25 protein-coding genes and 1 pseudogene are annotated in these 25,993 nt (G+C 64.5%); 10 read left to right on the top strand and 16 right to left on the bottom strand.

All coding sequences use genetic code 11. From position 1 onward, the window contains the following. Positions 1-17: 17 nt before the first annotated feature. On the top strand, positions 18-1,058 hold the full coding sequence (locus RX329_RS19920) for a TRAP transporter substrate-binding protein (RefSeq protein WP_317246431.1): 1,041 nt from the start codon (positions 18-20) through the stop codon (positions 1,056-1,058). Between the two features lie 42 nt (positions 1,059-1,100). Here the strand turns inward: RX329_RS19920 and RX329_RS19915 are convergent, their stop codons facing one another. Both RX329_RS19915 and RX329_RS19910 read right to left on the bottom strand, forming a co-directional pair. Beyond that, positions 1,101-1,301: a hypothetical protein gene (locus RX329_RS19915; protein WP_018455171.1), complete on the bottom strand. Its 201-nt coding sequence runs from the start codon at positions 1,299-1,301 to the stop codon at positions 1,101-1,103. A 76-nt stretch (positions 1,302-1,377) separates the two neighbouring features. Next, positions 1,378-1,674: a hypothetical protein gene (locus RX329_RS19910; protein WP_085351377.1), complete on the bottom strand. Its 297-nt coding sequence runs from the start codon at positions 1,672-1,674 to the stop codon at positions 1,378-1,380. Positions 1,675-1,907: 233 nt separating this feature from the next. On the opposite strand from RX329_RS19910, the gene RX329_RS19905 reads away from it, so the two are divergent. Continuing rightward, complete coding sequence (locus RX329_RS19905; RefSeq protein WP_317246340.1) at positions 1,908-2,546, top strand: HAD family hydrolase; 639 nt, start codon at positions 1,908-1,910, stop codon at positions 2,544-2,546. Positions 2,547-2,551: 5 nt separating this feature from the next. Here the strand turns inward: RX329_RS19905 and RX329_RS19900 are convergent, their stop codons facing one another. Next, positions 2,552-3,592, bottom strand: a complete 1,041-nt coding sequence (locus tag RX329_RS19900) for a phenylacetaldoxime dehydratase family protein (RefSeq protein WP_247404152.1) — start codon at positions 3,590-3,592, stop codon at positions 2,552-2,554. Positions 3,593-3,618: 26 nt separating this feature from the next. After that, complete coding sequence (locus RX329_RS19895) at positions 3,619-4,635, bottom strand: carbon-nitrogen hydrolase family protein (RefSeq protein ID WP_018455175.1); 1,017 nt, start codon at positions 4,633-4,635, stop codon at positions 3,619-3,621. A gap of 197 nt (positions 4,636-4,832) precedes the next feature. Between RX329_RS19895 and RX329_RS19890 the strand changes: the two genes are divergently transcribed. From RX329_RS19890 to RX329_RS19870, 5 genes are all read left to right on the top strand, one after another. Further along, positions 4,833-5,789, top strand: coding sequence for a helix-turn-helix domain-containing protein (locus tag RX329_RS19890; protein ID WP_085360941.1), 957 nt, complete (start codon positions 4,833-4,835; stop codon positions 5,787-5,789). Positions 5,790-5,887: 98 nt separating this feature from the next. Beyond that, on the top strand, positions 5,888-6,124 hold the full coding sequence (locus tag RX329_RS19885) for a hypothetical protein (RefSeq protein ID WP_085395653.1): 237 nt from the start codon (positions 5,888-5,890) through the stop codon (positions 6,122-6,124). A 116-nt stretch (positions 6,125-6,240) separates the two neighbouring features. Then, positions 6,241-7,266: an aldo/keto reductase gene (locus tag RX329_RS19880; RefSeq protein WP_085395614.1), complete on the top strand. Its 1,026-nt coding sequence runs from the start codon at positions 6,241-6,243 to the stop codon at positions 7,264-7,266. Positions 7,267-7,292: 26 nt separating this feature from the next. After that, positions 7,293-7,514, top strand: a complete 222-nt coding sequence (locus tag RX329_RS19875) for a hypothetical protein (RefSeq protein ID WP_162496372.1) — start codon at positions 7,293-7,295, stop codon at positions 7,512-7,514. A 146-nt stretch (positions 7,515-7,660) separates the two neighbouring features. Continuing rightward, positions 7,661-9,082, top strand: coding sequence for an MFS transporter (locus tag RX329_RS19870; RefSeq protein ID WP_317246339.1), 1,422 nt, complete (start codon positions 7,661-7,663; stop codon positions 9,080-9,082). A gap of 46 nt (positions 9,083-9,128) precedes the next feature. On the opposite strand, the gene RX329_RS19865 is transcribed toward RX329_RS19870, so the two are convergent. The 4 genes from RX329_RS19865 to RX329_RS19850 form a co-directional block, all read right to left on the bottom strand. After that, positions 9,129-9,674, bottom strand: a complete 546-nt coding sequence (locus RX329_RS19865) for a cupin domain-containing protein (protein WP_317246338.1) — start codon at positions 9,672-9,674, stop codon at positions 9,129-9,131. Positions 9,675-9,755: 81 nt separating this feature from the next. Then, positions 9,756-12,161, bottom strand: a complete 2,406-nt coding sequence (gene clpA, locus RX329_RS19860) for an ATP-dependent Clp protease ATP-binding subunit ClpA (protein ID WP_018455181.1) — start codon at positions 12,159-12,161, stop codon at positions 9,756-9,758. Positions 12,162-12,451: 290 nt separating this feature from the next. Further along, complete coding sequence (clpS, locus tag RX329_RS19855) at positions 12,452-12,784, bottom strand: ATP-dependent Clp protease adapter ClpS (protein ID WP_018455182.1); 333 nt, start codon at positions 12,782-12,784, stop codon at positions 12,452-12,454. 799 nt (positions 12,785-13,583) lie between these two features. Further along, a complete protein-coding gene (locus RX329_RS19850) occupies positions 13,584-13,922 on the bottom strand; it encodes a phasin family protein (RefSeq protein ID WP_007603238.1) in 339 nt (112 codons plus the stop codon). 384 nt (positions 13,923-14,306) lie between these two features. Here RX329_RS19850 and RX329_RS19845 point away from each other — a divergent pair, with 384 nt between their 5' ends. Beyond that, positions 14,307-16,154, top strand: coding sequence for a D-alanyl-D-alanine carboxypeptidase (locus RX329_RS19845; protein WP_085351369.1), 1,848 nt, complete (start codon positions 14,307-14,309; stop codon positions 16,152-16,154). A gap of 224 nt (positions 16,155-16,378) precedes the next feature. On the opposite strand, the gene RX329_RS19840 is transcribed toward RX329_RS19845, so the two are convergent. From RX329_RS19840 to RX329_RS19825, 4 genes are all read right to left on the bottom strand, one after another. Beyond that, positions 16,379-17,104: a DnaJ domain-containing protein gene (locus RX329_RS19840; RefSeq protein ID WP_018455184.1), complete on the bottom strand. Its 726-nt coding sequence runs from the start codon at positions 17,102-17,104 to the stop codon at positions 16,379-16,381. A 70-nt stretch (positions 17,105-17,174) separates the two neighbouring features. Continuing rightward, on the bottom strand, positions 17,175-17,924 hold the full coding sequence (locus tag RX329_RS19835; protein ID WP_085351368.1) for a hypothetical protein: 750 nt from the start codon (positions 17,922-17,924) through the stop codon (positions 17,175-17,177). A 121-nt stretch (positions 17,925-18,045) separates the two neighbouring features. After that, positions 18,046-18,906 (bottom strand): alpha/beta fold hydrolase, encoded by an 861-nt coding sequence (locus RX329_RS19830; protein WP_007603233.1) that lies wholly within the window; start codon positions 18,904-18,906, stop codon positions 18,046-18,048. Between the two features lie 343 nt (positions 18,907-19,249). Further along, positions 19,250-20,173, bottom strand: coding sequence for a division plane positioning ATPase MipZ (locus RX329_RS19825; RefSeq protein ID WP_018455186.1), 924 nt, complete (start codon positions 20,171-20,173; stop codon positions 19,250-19,252). A 281-nt stretch (positions 20,174-20,454) separates the two neighbouring features. On the opposite strand from RX329_RS19825, the pseudogene panC reads away from it, so the two are divergent. Next, positions 20,455-21,305, top strand: a pseudogene (gene panC, locus RX329_RS19820) (pantoate--beta-alanine ligase). Here the strand turns inward: panC and RX329_RS19815 are convergent. The 4 genes from RX329_RS19815 to RX329_RS19800 all read right to left on the bottom strand — a co-directional run bounded on the left by RX329_RS19815 (position 21,302) and on the right by RX329_RS19800 (position 24,104). Then, positions 21,302-21,742 carry a DUF1489 family protein gene (locus tag RX329_RS19815; protein ID WP_018455188.1) on the bottom strand — a complete coding sequence of 147 codons (441 nt, stop codon included), beginning with the start codon at positions 21,740-21,742 and terminating at the stop codon, positions 21,302-21,304. The pseudogene panC and the gene RX329_RS19815 sit on opposite strands and share 4 nt — an antisense overlap. Positions 21,743-21,784: 42 nt before the next feature. Beyond that, the gene (locus RX329_RS19810) at positions 21,785-22,750 is read right to left on the bottom strand and encodes a hypothetical protein (protein ID WP_085351366.1); all 966 of its coding nucleotides are present in this window, start codon (positions 22,748-22,750) and stop codon (positions 21,785-21,787) included. A gap of 159 nt (positions 22,751-22,909) precedes the next feature. Beyond that, complete coding sequence (locus RX329_RS19805) at positions 22,910-23,113, bottom strand: hypothetical protein (RefSeq protein ID WP_007611353.1); 204 nt, start codon at positions 23,111-23,113, stop codon at positions 22,910-22,912. A 328-nt stretch (positions 23,114-23,441) separates the two neighbouring features. Continuing rightward, positions 23,442-24,104 carry a glutathione S-transferase family protein gene (locus RX329_RS19800; protein WP_018455191.1) on the bottom strand — a complete coding sequence of 221 codons (663 nt, stop codon included), beginning with the start codon at positions 24,102-24,104 and terminating at the stop codon, positions 23,442-23,444. A gap of 124 nt (positions 24,105-24,228) precedes the next feature. Between RX329_RS19800 and RX329_RS19795 the strand changes: the two genes are divergently transcribed. Further along, the gene (locus RX329_RS19795; protein WP_085351440.1) at positions 24,229-24,942 is read left to right on the top strand and encodes a DUF599 domain-containing protein; all 714 of its coding nucleotides are present in this window, start codon (positions 24,229-24,231) and stop codon (positions 24,940-24,942) included. The last annotated feature ends 1,051 nt before the right edge of the window (positions 24,943-25,993 follow it).

The raw sequence follows: 25,993 nt of genomic DNA, 5'->3' as shown, positions 1-25,993 counted from the left end.
GACGGGTCGCCAATATCATGCTGCCTGACCTGCTTCTCCCAATGCGTTACCCCGCCAAACGGATCCGCGCGATCCTTGGCCTCGCAGCGCTCATCCTGAGCGTCGCGCCAGCCGCCGCGCAGGTGACGTCTCAAGTCGCGTCTCAAGTCAATTGGCGGATGACCACGGAATACCCTGAGAATAACATCTCCGGGATTGGGCTGGCGACTTTCGCCAGCCGCGTCTCCGACCGTACCCACGGCTTCGTGACCGTGACTAACGCCTTCGACAACCAGCTCAAGATCAACTCGGGCGAGATGCCGCGCGCGGCGCTGGACGGCCGGATCGCGGGCGGCGATGCCTTCGCGGGCGCGCTCTCGAGCCTCGACCCTGTGCTCGGATTGTCCACCCTGCCTTTTCTCGTGCAATCGGTGGATCTCGCCCGGGCCACCAATCTGCGGGCGCGACCGCTCTATGAGAAGGCGCTGGCTGCGCGCGGCCTCAAGCTGCTCTATGTGACGATCTGGCCGGCCACGGGCCTCTGGTCGGAGCAGTCGCTCGACGGTGCTGACGACCTGCCGAAACTGAATCTGCGAACCTACGATGCCAATTCCACCGAGGTCATGCGCGCAGCCGGCGCGAACGCGCAATTCCTGCCGATGGATGCGGCGCTCGCCGGACTGAGGGAACACCGGCTGAATGCCTTCCTCACCTCCGGCGACGGCGGCGCGGGACGCAAATTGTGGGACTTCCTGCCGCATTTCACGGCCATCAACTACGCGATGCCAATCTCGATCGCCTTCGTCCGCAGCGACGCCTTTGCCGAACTGTCCGAACCGATGCAGCGCGAGGTGCTGGCGGCGGCGGCCGAGACTGAGCAGAGCCAGCTGGCGCTATTGAGCCACCGCACCATCGAGAACTATGCGCGCATGCGCGACAATGGCGTCCATATCGCCGAGCCGGCGCCTGCGTCCGTTGTCACGGAGCTGCGGAAGGCAGCAACGGGCGCGATCACCGCCTGGGAAACCCGGGCAGGCGCGGAGGCGACCGCCATCGTTGAATGGACGAGACAGCAATGAGGGAGCGGTAGCGGCGCTCCGCTGGTCTCGCTGCCTACCGCCTTAGTTTTTGACCGCAACCGGGATTTCGCCCCGGATGGCGCGGTCGAGGGCATCAATCAGCGCCTGGATCTCGATAAACTTGTTGCGCGCTCGCTCGGCCGTGTCGCGCACAAAGGGGGCGGCCAGCACTTTCGCATGCGCGTCCCTGTCCTCGATCATGCGCTCACGGGCCTTCTTCAGGGTTTCAAGTCGCTCGCTCATCCGGCCTCTCCTGAAAAAATCGTCTCGATCCCTCGTCCGGACTCGTTGATCGACGAGCGCGGCGAACGAGCAACCCTCAACAGCCGCGGCAGATGTTCTTCAGCTTCGCCGCGGTTCTGGCCTCTTCCGCCACGAACGGGTCCTTGTAGGCAGCACGGGACCCATCGCCTTCCGCAGCAGCGGGCTTTTTTTCCTTCGGAGGAAACGCAGCATCGTAGCAGGCGAGACGTCCGCTCGTGCTTTCGATCGCCCGGCAGTCCGGTCCTGCCGCGACAGCGCCTTGCGACAGTGTGCCAAGTATCAATGTGCCAAGCATCAATGCGACGAGAAGCGCTCTCCGGCGGATCCAGTCGACCAGACGAAATCGAGTCATGCACGCTCCTGCTCAGTCGGCGGGAGCGCTGGTGACCCTCAGTCACCGGTCGATGCCAATGGAAAGGCGGTGATGGCGCGACTCTACGCTTCCCTCCCGCGAATAGCGAGCTTTAAGGGATACGCGGTATCGGGAAGGCGATTTTCGGCGTGACAATGGTTGCGCGTTTGCCTTGGCCCCCGGCCTCGTTTAGGTCTGGCAACAGGCGGCGGTATCAACACAGGCGCGACAATATGGTGACCATTTATTTCGATCTCGACGGCACGCTGACCGACCCGAAGCCCGGGATCACGCGCTCGATCCAGTACGCCCTGGAGCGGCTCAACGTTGCGGTTCCGAGCGAGGACGAGCTGACCTGGTGCATCGGGCCGCCGCTGCATGCCAGCCTGCAAAAGCTCACGGGCAGCGCGGAACTCGCCGACCGGGCGCTGCTGCTCTATCGCGAGCGCTTCAGCGACGTCGGCCTGTTCGAGAACGAAGCCTATGCCGGTATCGTGGACACGCTGACAACGCTTGCCGCGACAACACCGCGCATGTTCGTGGCGACCAGCAAGCCCGCGGTCTACGCCACCCGTATCGTCGAGCATTTTGGCCTGAAACCGTATTTCGAGCGGGTGTTCGGCTCCGAACTCGACGGCACGCGCGTCGACAAGCGCGACCTGCTGCGCTACGCGCTCGACGAAGCCAGGGTCGATCCCGCCAGCGCGATCATGATCGGCGACCGCAGCCATGACGTGGTCGGCGCCCGCACCAACGGCATGACCGCGATCGGCGTGCTCTATGGCTACGGCAGCGAGACCGAGCTGCGGGACGCCGGCGCGCATCACATCTGCGCCACGCATCCCGAGCTGCTCGGCCATTGCGTGATCTAACTCTATCAAGCGGCGACGGTCTCCACCGCCGCCAGCATGCCGGTCTTGGCGTGACAGTTCAGGTACTCGAAGAACTGCTCGTCGGCAGCAGCCACGGTGACCTCGTGGTAGAGCCGCAGTTTTGCCGAGGGGCCGAGCGTCGACAGGTACTTCATCGCGGCGCCGAATATCCTGACGTGGGTCGGATGCGATTCCGCCCACCGCTCCAGCGCCGCCAGGCTCTTCCACCAGCTTTGACCGTAGGACTTTTCACTCGCGTCCCCGCCGGCTGCAAGCACGCGCATGTAACGGTTGGCGTAACAGCCGATGCCAAGGCCGTCATCGCGCAAGAAATCCATGCCCTCGCGCAACACCGGTTCGACGTCGTCGAGATAGAGCTTTCGTTCCGAGGTCTCGGTATCGCTCCAATCCTGGCCTGATCGGATCAGACAGAGATTGTCGTGCGCCTTCACGCGCAGCCGCGCGCCGTCGCGGATCAGCTCGGGATTGCCGCCCGGCGACATCGGATCGGTCTGTGACAGCGGGATGCGGTCGCGCATGCCGCCCCAATAGGCGTGCTCCTGCACCTCGCCGCTCATGCCGCCGGAGATTGCGGCGACGCCCTCGGGCCGGCCGAGCGAGGAAAACAGCGTCTCGTGCCGCGCCACCGTGGGGCGCAGCACCTCGATGAACGTGCCGATGCCCTCGGGCTGCGCTCCGGTCCAGGCCTCGCGCGCCGATGCAAACCATTTGTCGAACCGCGCAATGTCGTCCCAATAGGCCACCGAGACGACGTTCTCGTAGCCTGCCTGATCAACATATTGCGCCCGGTCCCAATGCGAAGGACCGCCTTCCGCGGCAAACCGCGCCGCGATTTCGGCGAGAGCGTCCGTTGCAGCAGCTGCCGCCGTGCCGCGATACTGAAGGCCGAAATAGGCCATCACGACCCGGTTCACGGAAGGCTTATAGCGCGCCACGAAGGACGGGTATGGCGGCTGGTAATCGTCCGGCACGCGCTTGTGGCGCGTGCGCGGCGTCTCGAGATGCAGAGGAATTGCGGATTCCATGATCGTGCCTCCCTCGATTGCGGCGATCAGCTCGCCGCCGCGGCAATGTCCGTGGGCTCGACGGTGTCGACCGGCAGCGCAAACTGCTCGACGCGCTGGTATCGCTTCTTGTTGAGCAGGAGCCGGGTCACGTCGGGGCGCGAATAGTGCCCGGCTGGATCAGCGGCGTTCTTGGCGACGCCGATGGCGCCAAGATCGATCTCGGCGATCAAGAGGCCCTCCTGGTCCGGCGCGAGCTTATCGCCGATCTGGCTGCCATCGGGGCCGTAGATCGCAGCGAAGCCGCCGCCGGCATGCAGCAGCGCGTGCTTGTCCGGCCGATCACAGAGCTCGTCGATCATGGCTTGCGAGACCGTCGCGCAAGGCGCGAGCACGAAGCAGGAGCCCTCGACCGCATAGACGCGCGAGGCGGCGTTGTTCACCTCGGCGCCGAGCGCCGGCGCGAAAGGATCGTAGAGCGAAAAGCTCGGCCAGGCCGCGACATGGACCTGCTCATTCTGGGCATACATGGCGTATTTCGACAGCGGCTGGAGATGCTCCCAGCAGCACAGGGCGCCGATGCGGCCGATGTCGGACCGCGCGTGCACGGCGAGATCGCTGCCGTCGCCCTCGCCATAGACCGTGCGCTCGGCATGGGTCGGCCGCAACTTGCGGCGCTTTGCAATGGTCTCGCCATCGGGCCCGATCAGCCATTGCGCCAGATAGAGACTGCCGCCGTCGCGCTCGGACAGACCGAGCACGGCAGTGAGCTTGGCCTTGCGCACGGCGTCGCGCAGCCGCTCGGCCTGCAGACTGTCATAGGACAGCGAATTGTCGAAATAGCGCTGCACGAAGCCACGACCGATCGCCCAGGCCGGCGAATCCATCCAGATGTGCCAGGGGTAGCCGGGGATGAAGGCTTCCGGAAAAGCGATCAGCTTGGCGCCCTTCTCGGCGGCGTCCCTGATCAGGGCGATCGACTTGTCGATCGAGGCGTCGAGATCGAGCCAGGCGGGCGCCGCCTGCACCACCGCGACCTTGTATTTCGGATGTTCGATGCCCATTCCCGCCTCCCTTGCCGGTTGATCGGAAGCCAGGTCCGATGCAGTCTATTTGACCAAGCCGGGCGGCGGGCGCTCGACCGCGGCGGAACAAAAACTCGACCGGACGGGATTCACCGACCCGGTACGGGATTTGCCTTCGTCAGTCGGGACCAGCGCCGACACGCGATTTTGCGGGATGTGAAAGGGAGGCTCTGCAGATGCCAATCCAGTTCACCACGGACGACAGCCCAGGCCACCGCCGGCTTGCGCTCTGGCAGGATATCGTTTGCGACGTCTTCGTCGGGCTCGACTGCAGGTCCGATCTTGGCAGCGCCTTTCGCGGCACGGTCACCCGGGCGCCACTGGGCAAGGCGGAATGCTCCGAGGTCTGCTCCGACCGTCAACACGTGTTGCGCACGCCGTCGCGCATCGCGCGCTCGGATCAGGACTTCATCCTGATCGCGCTCGGCAATCGCGGCGCCGGCGGCGTGGTGCAGGACGGCCGCGAGGCCGTGGTCAGTCCGGGAGAGTTTGCGCTCTATGACACCACCCGTCCCTACGAGCTGAAATTCGACGGCATCTTCACGCAGACCATCTTCAAGGTGCCGCGCGAGATGCTGCAGCGCCGGCTCGGCGCGACCGAAACTCTTACTGCCACCTCTTTCGGGCCGGACTCGCCACTGCAGAGGATCGCCTACGATTTCATCTACCGGCTCTGCCAGAGCGCGGATCAGATCGATCCGCACCACGCCGCCGCTCTGTCGGAACAGGCCGTCGATGTCCTGGCGATGGCACTGGGCGAGCGGCTGGGCAAGACGCCGCTGCCGTCCTCGACGCATCGCTCCGCCCTGCTCTACCGATTGAAGGCGCATATCCGGGCTCATCTTGCCGATCCCGACCTCTCGCTGTCCGAGACCGCAGCGGCGCTCGGCATCTCGTCCCGCTATGTCAACGATCTCCTCGCTGACGAGGACACCTCGTTCCAGCGCTACGTCCTCGGTGAGCGCCTCGCTCAATGCAGGCGCGACCTCGCCTCCCCCGTGCTCGCTCACCGCCACATCAGCGAGATCGCCTTCGCCTGGGGCTTCAACGACCTCTCGCATTTCGGCCGCGTCTTCCGCGAGCATTTCGGGATGTCACCGCGCGACTTCCGGCAGAGCCAGTCGCGGCATTGACGTCCGGGCAGCCAATGGCCCGAGCCTTCGCTTCAGGCGAAGGCCGTGCTCGTGAATTCCAGATTGTCAGGTGCTGCAGCCGGGATCAGGCTCTGCACATGAGAACCAACGCCACGATAAGCGGATCGGAAGTCTTGCTCGCCGTGATCGCGATCCGGCTCGCGGTGCTTGTTGCGGTGGGCTGGAGCCTGACGCTCCTGCCGCGGCCGGCGCGCGAGAGCGAGGCCACCTGCCTTCAATCACCAGTAACGAGGGGCGCGGCTCGGCTTCCGGCGACGACGGCCAGCCCGCGCGTGACTGACGCGGCATTCGATGACATGCGTCTGCACGACTAGGCCGTTTCCAAGCAAGGCCGGTATGTGAGCGCGAGGTAGGACACGGCGCAGCCTTGCATTACGATCCGGCACAGAGGTCGCGGAGATCAATCAGCGGCCAGCCGAGGAGCAAATCGATGGAATACCGACGCTTGGGCCGCTCGGGCCTCATGGTGCCCGCCTTGAGTCTTGGGACCGGCACCTTCGGCGGCGTGGGCCGCCTCGCTGCGTGGGGCACCACCGACGCGACCGAAGCCCGGCGCCTTCTGGATATCTGCCTCGATGCCGGCGTGTCGATGTTCGACACCGCGAACGTCTATTCGCTCGGCGAGTCCGAGCGCGTTCTCGGCGAAGCCATCAAGGGCCGCCGCGACAAGGTTTTGGTTTCGACCAAGGCGACGTTCCGCTTCGGCGACGGCCCCAACGACATCGGGTCGTCGCGGCAGCATCTGCTTACAGCCATCAATGCTTCGCTGAGCCGGCTCGGCACCGATTACATCGACCTGTTCCAGCTTCACGGCTTCGACGCCTTCAGCCCGCCTGAAGAGGTGCTTAGCACCCTCGACGTGCTCGTGCGCGCCGGCAAGATCCGCTACGTGGGCGTGTCGAACTTTTCGGGCTGGCACCTGATGAAATCGCTTGGCGTTGCCGACAAGCACGGCTTCCCGCGTTACGTCGCCAACCAGACCTATTATTCACTGATCGGGCGCGACTACGAATGGGAGCTGATGCCGCTCGGTCTCGACCAGGGCCTCGGCGCGGTGGTCTGGTCGCCGCTCGGATGGGGACGCCTCACCGGAAAGATCCGCCGCGGCCAGCCAAAGCCTGACGTAAGCCGCTTGCCCAAGACGGCCGAGTTCGGCCCGCCCGTGCCGGACGAGCACGTCTATCGCGTCGTCGATGCGATCGACGAGGTCGCCAGGGAAACGGGCAAGAGCGTCTCGCAGATCGCGCTGAACTGGCTGCTGCAGCGTCCGACCGTCTCGACGCTGATCATCGGCGCGCGCAACGAGACGCAGCTGCGCGAAAATCTCGGCGCGGTCGGCTGGTCATTGACCAAGGACCAGATCGCCAAGCTCGATGCGGCGAGCAAGGTGACGCTGCCCTATCCTTACTGGCACCAGCGCACAACTTTCACCGACCGCAATCCGCCGGCGGTGTAGAGACCGGCACGCCGGCGCAGTCCGGCTTGAGCTGCATCAAGCCGGCCCGCGCCGACAGTGGCATCGTGCGCTCACGCGAGGCAGCCGATGCGCCGATTTGCCATGAAGGCCCTGTTCACCGCTCTCAATCTCAACCGCGCCGAGCGGAGCGGATCGATTGGGAGCGCACCATCCTGATCGTCTCGACCGCGGTGACGGTTGGGCTCGGCGCGCTCTATGTGTTCGGGAAGTCGACCTCCCGCTGGTGAGCCGCGAGGCCGTGCCGACCCATGCCCGCGGTGCCGGGAGACCCGCTCCCGGCGCAGGAACCGCCCGTATCCTGCCGGGTTGCGATGCATCTCGCAATTTCCTAATCCGGAGACGAACCACGGCTCGAATCAAGCACGCCGCCATCATGTTGCCAGCCTCCATGGAGCACGCCGACGGCCTGCCGCAGCCGCAGCGTGGCCAGGCGGTCCTGACCATTGCGCTCGGCATTATCATGGCGGTGGTCGACAGCGCCATCGCCAACGTCGCGCTGCCGACGATCGCGGCCGACCTCGACGCCAGCCCGGCGTTCTCGATCTGGATCGTCAACGGCTACCAGCTCGCGATCACGATCTCGCTGCTGCCGCTGGCTTCGCTCGGCGAGATCGTCGGCTATCGCCGCGTCTATCTGGTCGGCCTGGTGCTGTTCACATTTGCCTCCGCACTCTGCGCGCTGGCGCACACGCTGCCGCTCCTCACGATTGCACGCATCGTGCAGGGGTTCGGCGCGGCCGGCATCATGAGCGTCAACGCAGCGCTGGTGCGTTTCACTTACCCACGCAGCCAGCTCGGCCGCGGCATCGGGCTCAACGCTCTCGTCGTCGCCTTCTCAGCCGCGGTCGGCCCGACGCTCGCCGCCGGTATCCTGGCGTTCGGCAGCTGGCCCTGGCTGTTCGCCATCAACGTTCCGCTCGGCGTGGTGACATTGGTGCTGGGCCTGCGCAGCCTGCCGCACACCAGGCCTGCGAGCCATTCCTTCGACTGGCAGAGCGCGGGGCTGTCCGCGATCACCTTCGGCGTCGGCATCGCGGCCGTCGATAGCGTCGGTCATGGCGAAGCCGCGATCACCTGCCTCGTGCAGTTCGCCATCGCGCTCGTCGCCGGCGCCCTGCTGATCTACCGCGAGACCCACATGGCCTCGCCGCTGCTGCCGATCGACCTGTTGCGCATCCCCGTGTTCGCATTGTCGATTGCGACCTCGATGGCCTCGTTCTGCGGGCAGATGCTGGCCTTCGTCGCGATCCCCTTCTATCTCCAGAGCCGCTTCGGCTATTCGGCCGTGCATATGGGCCTCTTGATCACGCCGTGGCCGATCGCGGTGGCGTTCGCAGCCCCCCTCGCCGGCCGCCTGGTGGAGCATTATCCGGCCGGCCTGCTCGGCGGCATCGGCCTTACTCTGTTCGCCTGCGGCCTCGCTGCGCTCGCCTTGCTGCCGGCTGCGCCCACGCCGCTCGACGTGGTCTGGCGGATGGCGCTGGCCGGCGCCGGCTTCGGCCTGTTCCAGACCCCCAATAACCGCACCATGATCGCGGCCGCCCCGCGCGAGCGTGCCGGCGGCGCCAGCGGCATGCTGGGGACGGCGCGGCTGCTTGGGCAGACCACCGGCGCAGCGCTGGTGGCACTCTTCCTCGGCCGCTATCCGATCGAGGGAACCAGGATCGCGTTGCTGACCGGCGTCGGCTTCGCGCTCTGCGGCGCAGCGCTGAGCATGTTGCGGCTGTCGTCCGCGGGTGCGCGCGGCGCCGAGCATGTTCGCGTGCAGGACGACCAGCGCCTGCGCGGCGAATAGCGCGCGACCATTTGGGAAGGCCGATTTCGGCTGCGTCCGCCGCGCCTCACATCTTCACCATCTCGGTGCGATATTTCGGCAGCAGTGCTGCGATCAGCTTGCCTTTCTCGGCCATCTCTTCCGGGGTCGCCTTCGGCGGTGGCGATGTGCGGCCTTCGACGGGAAAGCCAACCGCCAGGAAGAATTCGTCCTGTCCCGCTGGCGCGCACATGCAGAGCATACGGGCCGTCTTGCCGGACACGTTCTTGAACGCGTGCGGCGCGTTGGCCGGGACGTTGACGGTCGACCCCGAACTTACGGTATGGGACTTACCGCGAAAGGTGAATTCAAGTTCGCCTTCGAGCAGCGTGAACATTTCCTCGAAGTCGTGGCGGTGCGGCGGGGGCCCGCCGCCGGCGGGCACCAGCATGTCGACCAGGCAATAGCGTCCTGCGGTCTGCGCGCCCGACACCAGGACCGTGTAGGTGCCGCCGGCCACAGAGATATGCGGCACGTCAGCACCGTCGGGATCGGCGACCGTCAGGGCGCGGCCGGGATCGTCGGCGGGGATGGAGGAAGCTGACGACGAGTTTGCAGAAGGCGTGTTGGTCATACCGGATCTTCTTGCTTATATTTGGCTGCCAACGAGAAAGGCCGGCTTCTCAGCCGGCCTTTTCAATTCATCGCGCGCAGATCAAGCCTTGACCAGCGGGCTCTTGGTCGGCCCCTTCGAGCCGCCGGGGCCACCGGGCTTGGACTTGCCCGGCGGGCGCTTGCGGGCACCCGGGAGCTTCTCCTGCTTCGGCGTGACCGGACCCTCGACGAACTCGAAGCCGATCTTGTCCTTGGTCTCGTCGGCCTCGTCCTTGACCAGAACGACGCGGACATGGCCGCCACCCTTGAGCTTGCCGAACAGCACCTCGTCGGCCAGCGGCTTCTTGATGTGCTCCTGGATCACGCGAGCCATGGGACGTGCGCCCATCTGCTCGTCGTAACCATGCTTCACCAGCCAGGTCTTGGCGGGATCGGACAGCTCGATGGTGACGTCGCGATCGCCGAGTTGCGCTTCGAGCTGAAGCACGAACTTCTCGACCACCGTACCGATCACCTCAACGCTGAGATGGCCGAACGACACGACGGCATCGAGACGGTTGCGGAATTCCGGCGCGAACTGCCGGTTGATCGCCTCGTGGTCGTCGCCTTCCCGCTTCGAGCGCGTGAAGCCGAACGCCTGCTTGGCGAGATCGGACGCGCCCGCGTTCGTGGTCATGATCAGGATCACGTTGCGGAAGTTGACCTGCTTGCCGTTGTGGTCGGTGAGCCGGCCGTGATCCATGATCTGGAGCAGCACGTTATAGAGATCGGGATGCGCCTTCTCGATCTCGTCGAGCAGCACCACGCAATGCGGATGCTGGTCGACACCGTCGGTGAGCAGGCCGCCCTGATCGAAACCGACATAGCCGGGAGGCGCGCCGATCAGGCGCGACACGGTGTGCCGCTCCATGTATTCGGACATGTCGAAGCGCAACAGCTCTACGCCGAGCGACGCCGCCAGCTGTTTCGCGACCTCGGTCTTGCCGACGCCGGTCGGACCCGAAAACAGGTAGCAGCCGATCGGCTTCTCCGGCTCGCGCAGGCCGGCACGCGCCAGCTTGATCGAAGCGGCGAGCGACTCGATCGCCTTGTCCTGACCGAACACCGTGCGCTTCAGGGTCTGCTCAAGATGCTTGAGCACCTCGGCATCGTCCTTCGACACGCTCTTCGGCGGGATCCGCGCCATCGAGGCGATCGTGGTCTCGATCTCCTTGATGCCGATGGTCTTCTTGCGCTTGTTCTCGGCGACCAGCATCTGCGCCGCGCCGGATTCGTCGATCACGTCGATCGCCTTGTCCGGCAGCTTGCGGTCGTGGATGTAGCGCGAAGAGAGCTGCACCGCAGCCTCGATCGCCTCATTGGTGTATTTCAGCCGATGGTAGTCTTCGAAGTACGGCTTGAGGCCCTTGAGGATCGCGATCGCGTCCTCGACCGTCGGCTCGTTGACGTCGATCTTCTGGAAGCGCCGCACCAGCGCGCGGTCCTTCTCGAAGTGCTGGCGATATTCCTTGTAGGTGGTCGAGCCCATGCAGCGGATGGTGCCGGAAGCCAGCGCGGGCTTGAGCAGATTGGAGGCATCCATCGCACCGCCCGAGGTCGCGCCCGCACCGATCACGGTGTGGATCTCGTCGATGAACAGGATGGCGTTGGGATGCGCCTCGAGCTCTTTCAGCACCTGCTTCAGGCGTTCCTCGAAGTCGCCGCGATAGCGCGTACCGGCGAGCAGCGTGCCCATGTCGAGCGAGAACACGGTCGCAGCCGCCAGCACCTCCGGCACCTCGCTGTCGACGATGCGCTTGGCCAGGCCCTCCGCGATCGCGGTCTTGCCGACGCCGGCCTCGCCCACGAACAGCGGATTGTTCTTCTGCCGGCGACACAGCACCTGGATCGCGCGGTTGATCTCGGAATTGCGTCCGATCACCGGATCGATCTTGCCGTCGCGCGCCTTCTTGTTGAGGTTGACGCAATAGGTCTCGAGCGCCTCGCCCTTCTTCTTGGCGTCCTCGCTGCCCTTGGTCTCGGTCTCCTCGTCGACACCGCGCACCGGCCGCGCCTCGGAGACGCCCGGCCGCTTGGCAATGCCGTGGCTGATATAATTGACGGCGTCGTAGCGCGTCATGTCCTGCTCCTGCAGGAAATACGCGGCATGACTCTCGCGCTCGGCAAAGATCGCGATCAGCACGTTGGCGCCGGTCACCTCTTCGCGACCGGACGACTGCACGTGGATCACCGCGCGCTGGATCACGCGCTGGAAGCCTGCGGTCGGCTTGGCGTCATCGGCGCCGTCCGTCACCAGGTTCTCGAATTCGGTCTCAAGATAATTGACGAGGCTCGTACGGAGCTTGTCGAGGTCGACGCTACAGGCGCGCATGACGGCGGCTGCATCGGAGTCGTCGATCAGGGAGAGCAAAAGATGCTCGAGCGTCGCGTATTGGTGATGACGCTCGTTTGCGATCGCCAGTGCACGATGCAGGGATTGTTCAAGGCTTTGGGAAAAAGTCGGCATTCGCGTCCTCTATGGCCCCCACCATCATGATCGCCATCGCCCGGTCAGGCAACAACAACCTTTGTCACATATAGTTATACAAGATCGCGGCGAAAGACCGGTTCCGCGACTCAGGCGGCTGCACAGCTACGGTATTTTTTGATGCAAAACCCGTTCCGGTTTGGGCACGATCAGCACCGGTCCGAAATTCCGTAGTTTTGCCCTCTGCAACGAACATCGCGCGCAGACATCACGCGGCAATCACACTGCGACATGCACAAGAACCGGCTTCGAATGCGCCGTAACGTGTCTTACTTCTTTTCCATCACGCATTGCAGCGGATGCTGGTGCTTGCGAGCGAAATCCATCACCTGCGTCACCTTGGTCTCGGCGATCTCGTAGGTGAACACGCCGCACTCCCCGATCCCGTGATGATGAACGTGCAGCATGATCTTGGTTGCGGCCTCGGCGTCCTTCTGGAAGAATTTCTCCAGCACATGAACGACGAATTCCATCGGCGTGTAATCGTCGTTCAGGATCAGCACACGGTACAGGTTCGGCCGTTTGGTCTTCGGCTTGACCTTGGTGATGACGGACGTGTTTGGCGCGGAAGGACCGCCGGAACGGTTCTCGTCGTTGCTCATCAGGGCAGCGTGGGCGGCGACGGCCGCGGAGGGATCTGGTCTGGAAGACAGTTGCGGCATGGCTCAGGCGTTCAAATTCCCCACGGAAGCGTATGACGGTTCGCCGCGCAGCCCCGGCCTTCGGAGCTTCGCACAGGCGCACCGCCTTTTTGGATCGCCGCTTCCAGCCGGTCCGGTCCAAACCGGATCGGCCTCACCGAATATGGGCCTGCCCCCGGCTCGCCGCAAGCGTGCGGCAGCTCGGCCGATGCGGCCATGGCGGTCCGATTCCCGGTCCGGGCGATCCTCACCAAGGTTAATCAATCCGGACTGATTTGACAAAAGCTTCCGCCCCGCCGGTTTAGAAGATGTTCACCAGGAACCCGGCCAGCAACGCGGCTGCGGCGGTTTCGCGCGGGCTATCTCCGGTTATCTACGGACCAATTTACCCTCAATGGCGTGACGCGAAAACAATGGCGTGACGCGAAAACGGGCAAAGGCACAGATTTCCGGGGATCGTCACGCCTCGCAGATCGACGCGCGGCAGAAGAAGCTGTGCGATAACGCCAAGGCGGCGAACATCAGGATCCATACGGTGCAGGTGAACACCGGAGCGACCCGACCTCCCGCGTGCTGCAGTATTGCGCGAGCCGCACCGACAAGTTCTATCTGATGACGAAGGCAGATCAGACGTCTCGATGTTCAAGGAAACCGGCACGGTGTGGAAGCTGCGATGGCGCGCTGAGACCTACACTTCGAGACAAACAAAAAAAGCCCGGCTACTGCAGCCGGGCCTTTGATTCCAGGACGTCAGGAAACGTTAGCTGGCGGCCGGGGTGAACTTCGACACGATGGTCTCGACCGGCTTGAACGCCTGCTTGGCGAGGTCGCTGTAAAGGCCGGCGATCTTCTGCGATTCCGCGACGAAGGACTCGTAGGCGGAACGGGCGAATTCGGTCTGCGCTTCGACGGCCTTGTCCAGCGACTTCACGCCGGAAAGCTTCTCGACGAAGGACTTGGTGTCTTCGAACGACTTCTTGGTGTAGTCGCCATAAGCGCTGGCGATCGCCTGAAGGCCGTGCTGCATCGACGTCGCGGAGGCGACGTACTGCTCGAAGTGCTCTTTCCCGTAGCCCTGAAAGTCTTCAACCTTGAACATTCGGAATCCTTTTCCCTAGCCTGTCGGAAGCCCCGGCTCCCTGACTCTGCTCACGATTAGTGCAACGCACAAAAAAGTCAAGAATTTTGTGCGTCGCACAAAATTGCGGGCAAATTTGCCGAGATTCCCGGGGTTTCCCGCAATGGTTCCTTAAGCTTTTGGAAACCGCGGCCCCCTACCTTGATTCCCTGGACGTGTTCAACTTCCACAAGCGGCCAAAAGCCGTTGGAGAACATCACCTTAGCCAGAACAGCGGCTCAGGTCCAACGTCCCCCGCGGCGAACATCTGCGGAGGACAGCCTGAGCAGGTAATGATCCCGGGTCCCTTGGGCACAATTTCGCCTCACGAGCCGGTGATCAAGTCAGAAACGGGGACGGGGTTTCATGCTTCGTAAAAACTTGTCTTCCTCGCGCTTGGCGCGGGTTGGCGTTTTTGGGCTTCTTGCGGTCACGAGTGCAGTCATCTTCACCACCGATGCTGCCGAGGCGCGGCGCCACCGGCGTCACTACGCGCAACACCGCGTGCAGCGCGATGTGTCCGAGAGTTCCAGCCCGAAATTCGCGTCGATCATCGTCGACGGCAACTCCGGCTCCGTGCTTCAGGCCACGAGTCCCGACGGGATCCGCCATCCGGCCTCGCTGACCAAGATCATGACGCTCTATCTCCTGTTCGAGCGCCTCGAGTCCGGGAAGATGAAGCTCGACACCGAGATGCCGGTGTCGCAGCACGCCGCCGATCAGGATCCCACCAAGCTGAACCTGCGTGCCGGCCAGACGATCCGCGTCGAGGACGCGATCAAAGGTCTCGTCACCCGCTCCGCCAACGACGCAGCCGTTGTGATCGCGGAAGCGATTGGCGGCGACGAGGACGACTTCGCCCAGATGATGACGCGCAAGGCGCGTTCGCTCGGCATGTCCAGGACGGTTTACCGCAACGCCAACGGTCTTCCCAACGACGAGCAGGTCACGACCGCGCGCGACCAGGCCACGCTCGGCCGCGCCATCCAGGAGCGCTTCCCGCGCTACTATCGCTATTTCGCGACCTCGACGTTCAACTGGCGCGGACAGTCGATCCGGAACCACAATCATCTGCTCGGGAATGTGGAGGGCGTGGACGGCATCAAGACCGGCTATACTCGCGCCTCCGGCTTCAATCTCGTGACCTCGATGCGCCGCGGCAACCGCCACCTGATCGGCGTGGTGCTGGGCGGCCGTAGCGGCGGCTCGCGCGACGCCATCATGCGTAACCTGCTCGCGGAGAACCTCGATAAGGCCGCGACCACCCACACCGTCGCCGCGGTCACCGAACGCAACGGCTCCGACGCCGCTGCCGAAGTCGCCGATACATCGGACACCCCGGCCCGTTCCGCTCCGCAGGTCCAGGCGTCGGCTGCCCCTGCTCCCGAAGCAGCCCCGTCGCGTCTCGCCGCGCGCCTTTCGACGCTTGCGGCTGCGGCTGCCGCGGTGCCGCCGGCTCAGCCCAGATCTGAAGCCAATAGGCCTGAAGTTCGGCCGATAGAATCCAAGATCGAGCCTGCGCCGCTCACCAATGGCGTGATCTCGAGCCAGCCGCTCTCGATCATCCCCGGTTCGTCCGAACCGATGAAGCCGGTCCGGGTCAAGACCGTCCAGGTCAAGGCCGGCGCGGTGAAGGTCGCCTCCGCCGCCCCGGCTCAGATCGCACCGCAGGTCACGAGCACGATCGCATCCCGCTCCGAAGTCGCCGAAACCTCCGGTGCCGTCGTCGCCCGCGCAGACCTCATCAACAAGCCCGAGGCCAGCCAACCGGAAGCTCCGAGGGCCGAGATCACCCGTGCCGAGCTGCCGCGGCAGCCGGCGGGCTTCGGCACCGGCAACGGCATCCTCGGCGTCTTGCCGGCCGCCACCGCCGCCGCACCCGCCCCGGCTGCTGCGAAGCTCGCATCAGCCGACCCGGCGCTGCAGCCGATCCAGATGAGCGCCACCACGAAGCCGGTCGCTACCCACAGCGGCTGGATCGTTCAGGTCGGCGCGCTCGAGAGCGAGAACGAAGCCCAGCAGCGCATCGACGCGGCGCGCAGCTCGGCTCGCGGCCTGCTCAGCAAGGCCGACCCGTTCACCGAGCCGGTCGTCGCGAAAGATAATCGCAAGCTCTACCGCGCCCGCTTCGCCGGGCTCGACCGCGACCAGGCCGAAGCCGTCTGCCGCACCCTGAAGCGCGCCGATATCTCCTGCATGACCGTCCGCAACTGAACTTTCGCACCGCTCCTATGAAAATGCCCGCGCCTTGCGCGGGCATTTTCATTTTCGGGATGCGGTGACCGACGAGGCTGTTCCACGACAACCTCTCGTCAAGGATTTACGGTTAAAACTTTACGCAAGGGATCGACCACGCCGACAATGGCGGGCATCGGGGCGACGGCAAACAGAGCAAGCAGAGCTCACACGGGACGAGCGTTTGTAGCGTGGTGCCGGAGTTAGCCGTTATGCGTGCGAAGCAGAGTATCCTTGGCCTCGTTTACACGGGCAGCGAGATACGTCGAGCCCCCCTGGTCGGGATGCAGTTTCTTCATCAGGGACTTGTGAGCCCGGCTGATGTCGTCACGCCCCGCCCCCGGCTGCAGGCCAAGGATCTGATAGGCCTCCTCCGTCGTCATTTTACCGCTCGCCACCGTGCGGCGCTGCCCCCCTGCCGCATCGCCCTGCGCGTTCTGACGCCAAGCGGGAAACCGGCGGTCCAGATAGCTTTCAAGTAGGGCCACGCTCTCGGCGTCGAACGCCGGGACCATTGCCAGCAGGGCCGCGAGATCGAACTCATCGAGATCGCGCCCGGCGTGAGGCCCGGCGACGATCTGGCCTCCGAGCTGGCCGGAATCGTGATCGAGCCGCATATCCAGGAATTGCGAGCGCACGCGCGAGGCCTGACCGGCCGGGCGCGTCGCGCCCCCGCCGAACAGCCCGCCGATATTGCCGAAGCCGGCGTTTGCCATCGGTGTCCAGCCCAAGAGCCCGGCGCCGAATATCCCGAGCGGGATCGCCACCACCAGTTCGCCCTTCAAGCCCGTGAACGCTGCGACAGCCAGCGCCACCACGCCGCCACCGAACCTGATCGCGCGTGCCAGCACGGCCGGATTGGCCGAACGGAACATCTGGAGCAGCAAATAAAGGGTGATAATGGCGATAGCGCCGGCGATCAGGGTCATGGCCGGAATATAGTCGGCCTACCGCCAAAAAGCATCGAGTCCTTGCGCCCCCGCCGACCGCGCGCCAGCGCTACTTCATCTGGCCGATCAGCCTGGCCGCGCCACTGGCGGTCTTCGCCAATTGCAACAGCGCCTCGCGTCCGCCGGCCGCGTAGGCGGCGGCTGCGCGCAACAGCTCGCGCAACTGCGCCGCCGCGCCCGGATCGAACCGGCACCAAGCGCCGCCGGTCAGGCGCGCGATCTCGCGAAAGGCCTTCTCGGCCACCGCGTCATGGCCTTCCTGAAAGACGAACACAGGCACTTTGAGCATGCCGAGCTCGCCTGCCTTGGCGCAGAGCTGGTCGACGTTCTCCTCCATGGCGTCGCCGACGAAGACGACGGCGCGCACGCCGGTTGCGACGGCCTCGCGCCGCGCCTCGCTCAGCACCTTGCCGATCTGGGTGTCGCCGCCACGGCAATCGATCTTGCTCATCAGCGCCGCCAGCCTGGCGCTGTCGGAGATCCATCCCGTGGCGCGGCACTCGTTGAAGCCGCGATAGTAGACGAGCCGGATGTCGAGACTGCCGAGCGCGGCGGTCTCACGGAACATGTCGGCCTGAAGCGCGCAAGCCATGTCCCAGGTCGGCTGCCGGCTCATCGTCGCATCCAGCGCGAAGATCAGCCGCCCTTTTGCACCGGGCGCATGCGGTGACAGCGCGCGCGCGTTGGCGACGAAGGCGGCGATGTCCTCCGAGGTCGAGGTCCCCGCCTGCGGCACAGCGTCGCTTGGTTGCGCCGAGACGGCATCGCGGCCGCGCGGTTTGATGGGTTCGCCGGACATTTCCTTGACCCTTGCGTGAGCGGCTAATGTGGTCAGCACATGCAGCCCGGTCAATGCGCAAAGCCCCCGCAGGCGGCAGCCGGCGGAGGCTTTGAAATCGGTATCGACGACGAGGAAGGCGTCAGCTCTTGGCGGGCGCCATCAAAGCGACCGGCCCGGGCTCTAGAATCTTGGGCGGGGACGATTGCGTGTCGACCGGCGCCACTTCACTGTCGGTCGCGCTCAGGAACTTGTCGAGCATGCCCTGGATCGAGTTCTTGGCAGCATCCGGACCGGTGTCGCGCATGTCGTTGTGCTGGAATTCGGTCTTCACCACCTGGATGCCGGCCTTCTCGCATTCTTCGTCGGTCGGGATCACACCCGCATCGGCCTTGAACTGCGGATCGGTGGAGCGGAACGACAGGATCTTGAACTTCCCGGCGGTGACGAAGGGCACGCGAAGATTGTCGAGTGTGACGACCTTCTTGACCTCATCCGGATACTGCTTGGCGAAATACATCGTGATGTCGCCGCCCATGGAGTGGCCGACCATCGTCACCTTTTCGTAGTCGGCGTTGGGCTGAACCTTCTTCATCTCCTGCATGGCGAGATGGATGTTGGCGACGCCGCGCAGGATCTGCGGCAGCCGGCCGACATAGATCTCGCCGGGCTTGGTCACCATCGGTGGATCGGTCGGCAAATCATGCTGCGGGCTGACGACGAGGTAGCCGCGCGCGGCGAAAATGTTGGCGAGGAAGCCGTACTCGGTGTTCTTGACGGTGTTGCCGTGGTTGATCACGGCGACCGGCATCGTGATCATGCCGGCATTGGCCTGCATTTCCTTGTCACGACGGATCGCGATATCGACGGGCACCGCACGGTTGTCGCGCGAGGCATCGTAGAAGGTGATGGTCTCGTGCCTGATTGCCCACTTGCTCGCCGTGAAATAGGCGACGCCACAGAGGGCACTGACCGAAACCAGAACGGCAATTCCACGCTTCATTTTCGTCCTCAGCCTCAGGCTCTTGCGGCCTGAATCCCTGTTGAAAATCGTGTTCTTCCGGAGCTCTTCGGCCCCTGGTCGCCTATTCCCTAATATATGTCACAGCCGCGTGACAGGAAGGCCAAATATTGTGAACCGGCAGCCCTTTCATTGTGCGGCGCACACGTTTCTTGGGCATCTCGCTCTCACACGGCTACGTCAGGGTGCACGTCACCATCCGACGCAACCTGTCTCGATCGGTTCCGTTTTGCAGTAAACACGGGGTGAAAACGGTTGAGCGCGGGCTCGGTTCCCCGGGGAGACCGGCCTCTTGATCGACTGGAAGTAGCGATGTACCGCCGCCTCAAGCGCCGAGGATGTCGTGGACCTCGAGCGGCTTGTCGACCTGGTTGAACCACTCGGCGCGATTGGCCGCGCGGCGACGTCCGCGCTCGTCGAGCGGAAGCTTGAGCTGGCGGAGCAGGCTCGTCACCTCCTCCCGTGCGGTGAGATGGCCGAGATTTGGCCGCATGCCGAGCGTGGCCTCGTCGATCTCGTCCAGCGCGGTCAGACCGCGCGGGAAGAACTCGCGATAGACGACCCGTTCGGCGAAGCCGTCGACGTAGCGGAAGCCGAGCCGCAGCGACAAATCCTTCAACCCATCGGCAACGAGCTGCTTGTTGCGGGAGCCGAGCATCGACAGGCGGTTGCGCACCACGATCCAGTCGGTGGTCGCACCGTCGAGCTGGCGGCGCTTGCGCCTGACATCCCGCACCATCTCCGCGTAGTGGCTCTCGCCTGTCACCGCGTAATTGGCGGGATCGACAGTGCCGAGCACATCGAAATCGAGGAAGCTGTCATTGATCGGGGTCACCAGCGTGTCGGCCATCGAGTGCGCAAGCCGCATCAGGTAGCTGTCGGTGCCGGGCGTATCGATGACGATGAAGTCGAAGCTGCTCTCGACCGCCGAGACCGCCTCCATGAACTGAAGGAACTCCGAATTCTCGTTCTCGGCAACCTGCATCGTTTCGCCAAGCTTGATGCAGCGATGCAACGGCAGTTCGAGGTCGAGCTTGGTTCGGCGCGCCCAGGCGGAACGGTTGTTGATGTAGTGAGTAAAGCTCTGCTGACGGCAGTCGAGGTCGATGGTGGCGACGCGCTGGCCGGCTTTGAGAAGCGCGACTGCGATGTGCAGGGCGGTGGTCGACTTGCCGGAGCCGCCTTTCTCGTTGCCGAGCACGACCACATGCGCCGAGCCGGACTGGCCTTGGCTAGCTTGCACAAGCATCGCGATCCTCAACACCCCTAACGAATATCTTCGAGTTGGCCGCGTCTGCGGTCAAGTGAAATGCGTGACAGGCAAGACAAATCGCGGCGCGCTGACCTTCATCATGAATCGCGGCGCCGCTTCGCGTCTGTGATCCAGCCCACAATGCCGCGACGCTTGCGCGGCTTTGCGCGGGATGCTGTGCCGCATCCGGATGCATGGCGTCCATGGTCGCCGCTTGTTAAGGTTAGCCTGCCGGGCGCCGGAACGCGCCCGTCGATTCCCGATCGCGTCGAGTTCTGATGTCACGCAGCCCCTTGATCGCCCGCACGGTCCCCGCCTTGCGACGCGCCGTCGACAATCTTCGCAAGCGAAAGGCGACGATCGCGCTGGTCCCGACCATGGGAGCGCTCCATGACGGCCATGTGTCGCTGGTACGCCTCGCCAGGCGGCGCGCGAGCCGCGTCGTGGTGTCGATCTTCGTCAACCCGACCCAGTTCGCGCCGACCGAGGATTTTGGCGCCTATCCGCGAACCTGGAAGGCCGATCTCGCCAAGCTAGCCGCCGAGGACGTCGATATCGTCTGGCATCCCGGCGCCGAGGCCATGTACCCGGAGGGCTTTGCCACCCGCATCGTGCCGGAGGGACCGGCGCTGGCTGGCCTCGAAGACCGCTTCCGCCCGCATTTCTTCGCCGGCGTCGCCACTGTCGTCGGCAAGCTGTTCACCCAGTGCCGGCCGGATGTCGCGATCTTCGGCGAGAAGGATTTCAGCAGTTGCGGGTGGTGGCGCAGATGGCTCGCGACCTCGAGCTCGGCGTCAAGGTGATCGGCTCCCGCACCGTGCGCGAGCGCGATGGGCTCGCGATGTCCTCGCGCAACGTCTATTTGTCGCCACAGGAGCGGCAGACCGCAACCACGCTATACCGCGCCATGAAGGAGAGCGCCGGGCGCATTCGCGCCGGCGAAGCGGTCGCGCCCGCAATGGCGCGCGGTGCCGCGATGATCACGGCGGCCGGCTTTGAGCTCGACTATTTCGAAGTGCGCCATGCAGCGACCCTGGCACAGGTCAGCTCGCGCAACGACGGACCGTTGCGCATCCTGGTCGCGGCCAAGCTCGGCACCACCCGGCTGATCGACAATATCGCGGTTTAGAGCAGCCCGAGATCGCGCAGCTCGCGCCGCATCGGCTCAGGCATCGCCGCGATCGAGCCGGCGGCGGACCTGCCGAGATCGGGCGGCACCGAATCGTCGGCAAGATAGCGCCAGCCCTGGAACGGGCGCATCGGCCGCGGCGACACCGGGATCACCTTCGGCTGCATAACGATCCGGCAGCGCCCGATGCCGTCCTTGTCGCGGAACGGCTCGATGCCGATGATCTTTTCGCGCGCGGCGACCTCGCCCTTGATCACCCAATAGAGCGACCCGCCCGACAGGATCTCGGCGTCGCGCTTGGGCACCATGCGGGTGATGTGGATGTGATGTTGCGGCAGCCCCTTCTTCTTGGCGGTCTGCATCCGTTCGGCGGTCCACTCCTTCAATTCCTTGACGGATTCGCAGCCGACGGCGAGCTTGATCAGATGTAGTGGCATGCCCCAGCATTAGCCGGACAGCCACGCATTTGGAATGCCGATCTACTCGTTATCCGCAGCCGGGGCAGCCGCGGCCGGCGGCGTGAGCGGAACCGGTGCTGCCGCCGGCGCCCGCGCAGCCTTCGGCGCAGGCGGCTTCTTCGCGGCGGGAGCTGCGGCCTGCGCCGAGGCCGCTGCGGGGGCGCGCGGAGCCGCCGCGTTTGCGGTGGGCGCCGCCTGACGCGTCGGCGGCTCGGGATTCATGATGCTGACCGGCGGCGTCGACGAGGCACTCGGGAACTCCGCATTGGTCGGCTTGCCCGTCGGCATCGACGGCGGCAGCCCCGCAAGTGCGGCAGTGGCCGGCAACGATTGCGCTGCTGCAGGCGCATTCCAGGTCGGGGCGTAGCGCGCGACCAGCGTGTCGTAGAGATGGGAATCCATGTTGGCGGCGACCCGCTGCTGGTCGGTCAGCGAGCGGAAGGCCGCGCAGTCAAACTGCGTGCAGCCATCGCGCGCGACCAGCACATGCGCGACCAGGCCGTAGCGATCACGCTCCAGCGACTTGCGCAGCACCTTGATGTCGGGCGTCAGGCTCTTCTCGGCGGTCGCGGCATCGCCGAGCGCCGTCAGCCGGTCGATCCTGGCCGCGGTCGTGGAGACGGCCGCAGCCGCCGCGTCAGGCGCGCCGAACAGCGCCTTCTCGCAGCCCATGGCCACGGCATCGCCCGCGAGATCGTCGAGACAGGACAGCGCCGGCAGGCTCGCGGTCATCGCCGCCTGTGCGCGCGCCTCGGTCGGCGTGGTCTGCCCCGCCGGTCCATCGACGCGCACAACAGCAGCCAGCGCGATGGCAATGGCGAGCAGCGCAATGACGGTCAGCGCGCCGTTGGCGACCGATCGTTCGGCGCGCAGCAGCGTGACCAGGAGAATCAGTCCGAAGAAGCCGGCAGCCGCCAGCATCATCCACATTGGAAGGGCCGGCGAGCTCCAGATTTGGTCAAACGACGAGGCCCATGCCCAGTTCATGCGCGACGTCCCCTCACGCGAGCAGAGAGCGAATGGTCAAAGCGAGTACCGAGAGTCGGCAACTGCCCCCGGCCCACCTTTTGAAGGTGAAGCGGGCCTTTTGACGGCGGCAGAATACAAATTCCCGGGGACGCGCCAATGCGCGGATAGCGTCGGCCTTCAGGACAGCGCGAGCTGGCTTTCCTTGGCGACGCGTTCGAAGGCTTCGGTCGAGCTCTTGATCCGGTACTGACAGTCGTCACCATCGGTCGGCAGGAGGCGGATGACCTCATACGAGCCGCTGGCAGCGGGGCGTGCGACATTGCTGGCGGTGAACAATACGCGCGCGCCAATAGGGAATTTGTGCTTCAACACCCTCTCCATCACTCAAACAACGCCTGCCACGCCCGTGGTCCCACTGCGTCGGCCGGCCGGAAACCCGGCCGCTGTATAGCATGCGACGAGCGTTTTTGGCCAGCAGTATGCGACATGGCAAACGTGCGAATTTTGCAGTTATTTCAGAGTGATGCCGTCAGCCGACGATACCGCTGGAACCGGTTCTTCCGGGGGGTATGGGGCAAACGGCCGTCGGGGCTGGCGTGATCCACCACCTTGGGCGGTTCCTGGGCCGTGAGGTCCCTCTCCCTGCCGACCATCCTGGCATGGAGCGCCGCCGGCTTGCTCGACGTCGAGCGAGGCCGATCACCGCAGATTACACGTTCTCGAACTTTTCGATGACCAGCGTTTCGGCGAGCGCGTCCCGGGTCCATTCCTGGAACGCCGGAAGCGCCAGCATTGTGTCCATGTAGGCCTTGGTCTCCGGCGTGACCTCAATCGCGTAGGTGCGAAAGCGGTGCACGACCGGAGCATACATCGCATCCGCCGCGCCGAAGCGCCCGAACAGGAACGGTCCATTGGCGCCATACCGGGCCCGGCATTCGCGCCAGATCTCCTGCACGCGCGCGATATTGGCCTCGGCGTCCGCCGACAGCGTCACGGGGCGCACCGGGCGGTGCAGGTTCATGCCGCATTCGTTGCGAAGGGCCATGAAGCCGGAATGCATCTCGGCGCACACCGAACGGGCATGGGCGCGCGCGGCGGCCTCGTCCGGCCACAACTTCACTTCCGGATAGCGCTCGGCGATGTATTCGATGATGCTGAGCGAATCCCACACCGTGATGTCGCCATCGACCAGCACCGGCACCTTGCCGGCGCGGCTGAACGAGATGATCTGCTCCTTGTCCGCGGGATTGTCGGTGTAGAGCGGGATGAGGGTCTCCACGAACGGAATGTCGTTGGCGCGGAGCGCGAGCCAGGGCCGCATCGACCATGACGAGTAATTCTTGTTGCCGATTGCGAGTTTCAGCGCAGCCATGTCATCAGTCCTTCTCGATACGCCTTGAAGAGAGCCGCTTTTAACGCCATCGCCTGCCGCCAATCAATCGTTGCTGCACCTCGCCATGCGTGGCAAGCGTTGCGATCCTCTCCAGGAGACTGACATGAGCAGGCATTGGGTCGACATCACAGCCGTCGGCTTCTTCATCATCGAATGGCTGGTCTACGCCCTGACGCTGGAGCATTCGGCCTATGGCCGCGACAGCCTGTCGGCGCGCATGAACCGCTACCGCGAGGTGTGGGTGCGCCGGCTGCTCGACCGCGACGCGCGCATGGTCGACATGCAGATCATGGCCTCGTTGCAGAACGGCACCGCCTTCTTCGCCTCCACCAGCCTGATCGCGCTCGGCGGCGCGCTGGCGCTGCTGCACGCGACCAACGACGCGATCACGATCTTGAGCAAGCTGCCGATCGATCTCAGTACCTCGCCGGCGATGTGGGAGCTGAAATGCGTCGGCCTCGTCCTGATCTGCGTCTATGCCTTCTTCAAATTCGCCTGGTCGTACCGCCTGTTCAACTATGTCGCGATCCTGTTCGGCGGCATGCCGGCAGCCTCGCAGCGTGATACGCCGGAGGCCGAAGCTCATGTGATCCGCACCTCGCGCCTGTTCGAATCCGCCGGCCGCCATTTCAACCGCGGCCAGCGCGCCTTCTTCTTCGCACTCGGCTATCTCGGCTGGTTCGTCAGCCCCTGGGTGTTGTTCGTAACCACGGCAACCGTGGTAATCGTGACTTGGCGGCGGCAATTCGCCTCGAGCGCGTGGGAAGCGATGGCGCCGGAGGTGGTGAATGGCGAGGAGACGCGGCGCGGTCCCTGACGCGCTCGTGTTGCGGCTCTGCAGTGCACCGCTGAGTAGCGGTGCGTCCACAAGAGCGAATGTGGCGCACCCTCTCTCCACATCGTCATTGCGAGCGCAGCGAAGCAATCCAGAATCCCTCCGCGGCGGCAGACTGGATTGCTTCGCTGCGCTCGCAATGACGGAGCATGAGGCGGCAGCGCCACTTTTCCAGCTCGCATCTCGAGTTGCGACCATAGCTTCGCACCTTCGCGGCGCATTTTGCCCGAGTCTGGCCACTTCACCCTCTTGTCCCAAGAGGGCACAGGGAAGTCTGCGGTCATAGTCCTAAGCCGGCGTCTCGATCTGCTATGTGCAGCGATTGCCGCATGGAACTCCCTAAAGTCGCTTTGATCTATCTCAATTCTCTTACAGGCGCGGGCATCAACTTGAGAGAGTCGCGTCCATCGCTCGGCCGCGCCGGCCGGGCGGTTGGGCGCTTCCAGGGAGCTCGATATGATCAAGTCGCTCGGAATTGCCACATTCGCCTTCTGCTTCGCAGTATCGGCTCAGGCGATGACACCTGCCCCGATTGCACAGCCCGAAAGCCTCGTTACGGAAGTTGCTGCTGCCTGCGGCGTCGGTAGGACACGTATCAACGGCGTGTGCGTAGCACGGACGACGGTCCGTCATACCCGTCGGGCGGTCCGCAGATGTGTGAGAGGAACAACGTGCTGATTGCTTGTCCTTCAGGACAATACCGCAAAGTGGTCTCGCCATGATTAAAATAGAAGAGTACCGACCCCAACGGTACATCAACGGCCCCCGGCCTCAGCCCTCCAGACTGAGGCCGTCTTGCGCCTGAAAGGTTGGCCGGACCGGTCACCTTGTCGGATTTATCGACCCGGCAACAGCATGAAACCGCAATGCTGATGCCAGCAGGCCAACAAAATCAAAACTCGAGAGCACGCTTCCATCGTCAATTGGCCAAGCCGATGCTGGAGGTGAATAGCGCAGACACACAAAGCAAATGTTTACGCAATTTACCACTCGACCATCAACGCGATGGTCTTCATTTTCCCATCTGATAATT

It is taken from the genome of Bradyrhizobium sp. BWC-3-1 (assembly GCF_032917965.1).
Taxonomy (GTDB): Bacteria; Pseudomonadota; Alphaproteobacteria; order Rhizobiales; family Xanthobacteraceae; genus Bradyrhizobium; species Bradyrhizobium canariense_D.
The sequence above is the reverse complement of the archived record's forward strand: the minus strand, read 5'-3'. Positions and strand labels throughout refer to the sequence as shown.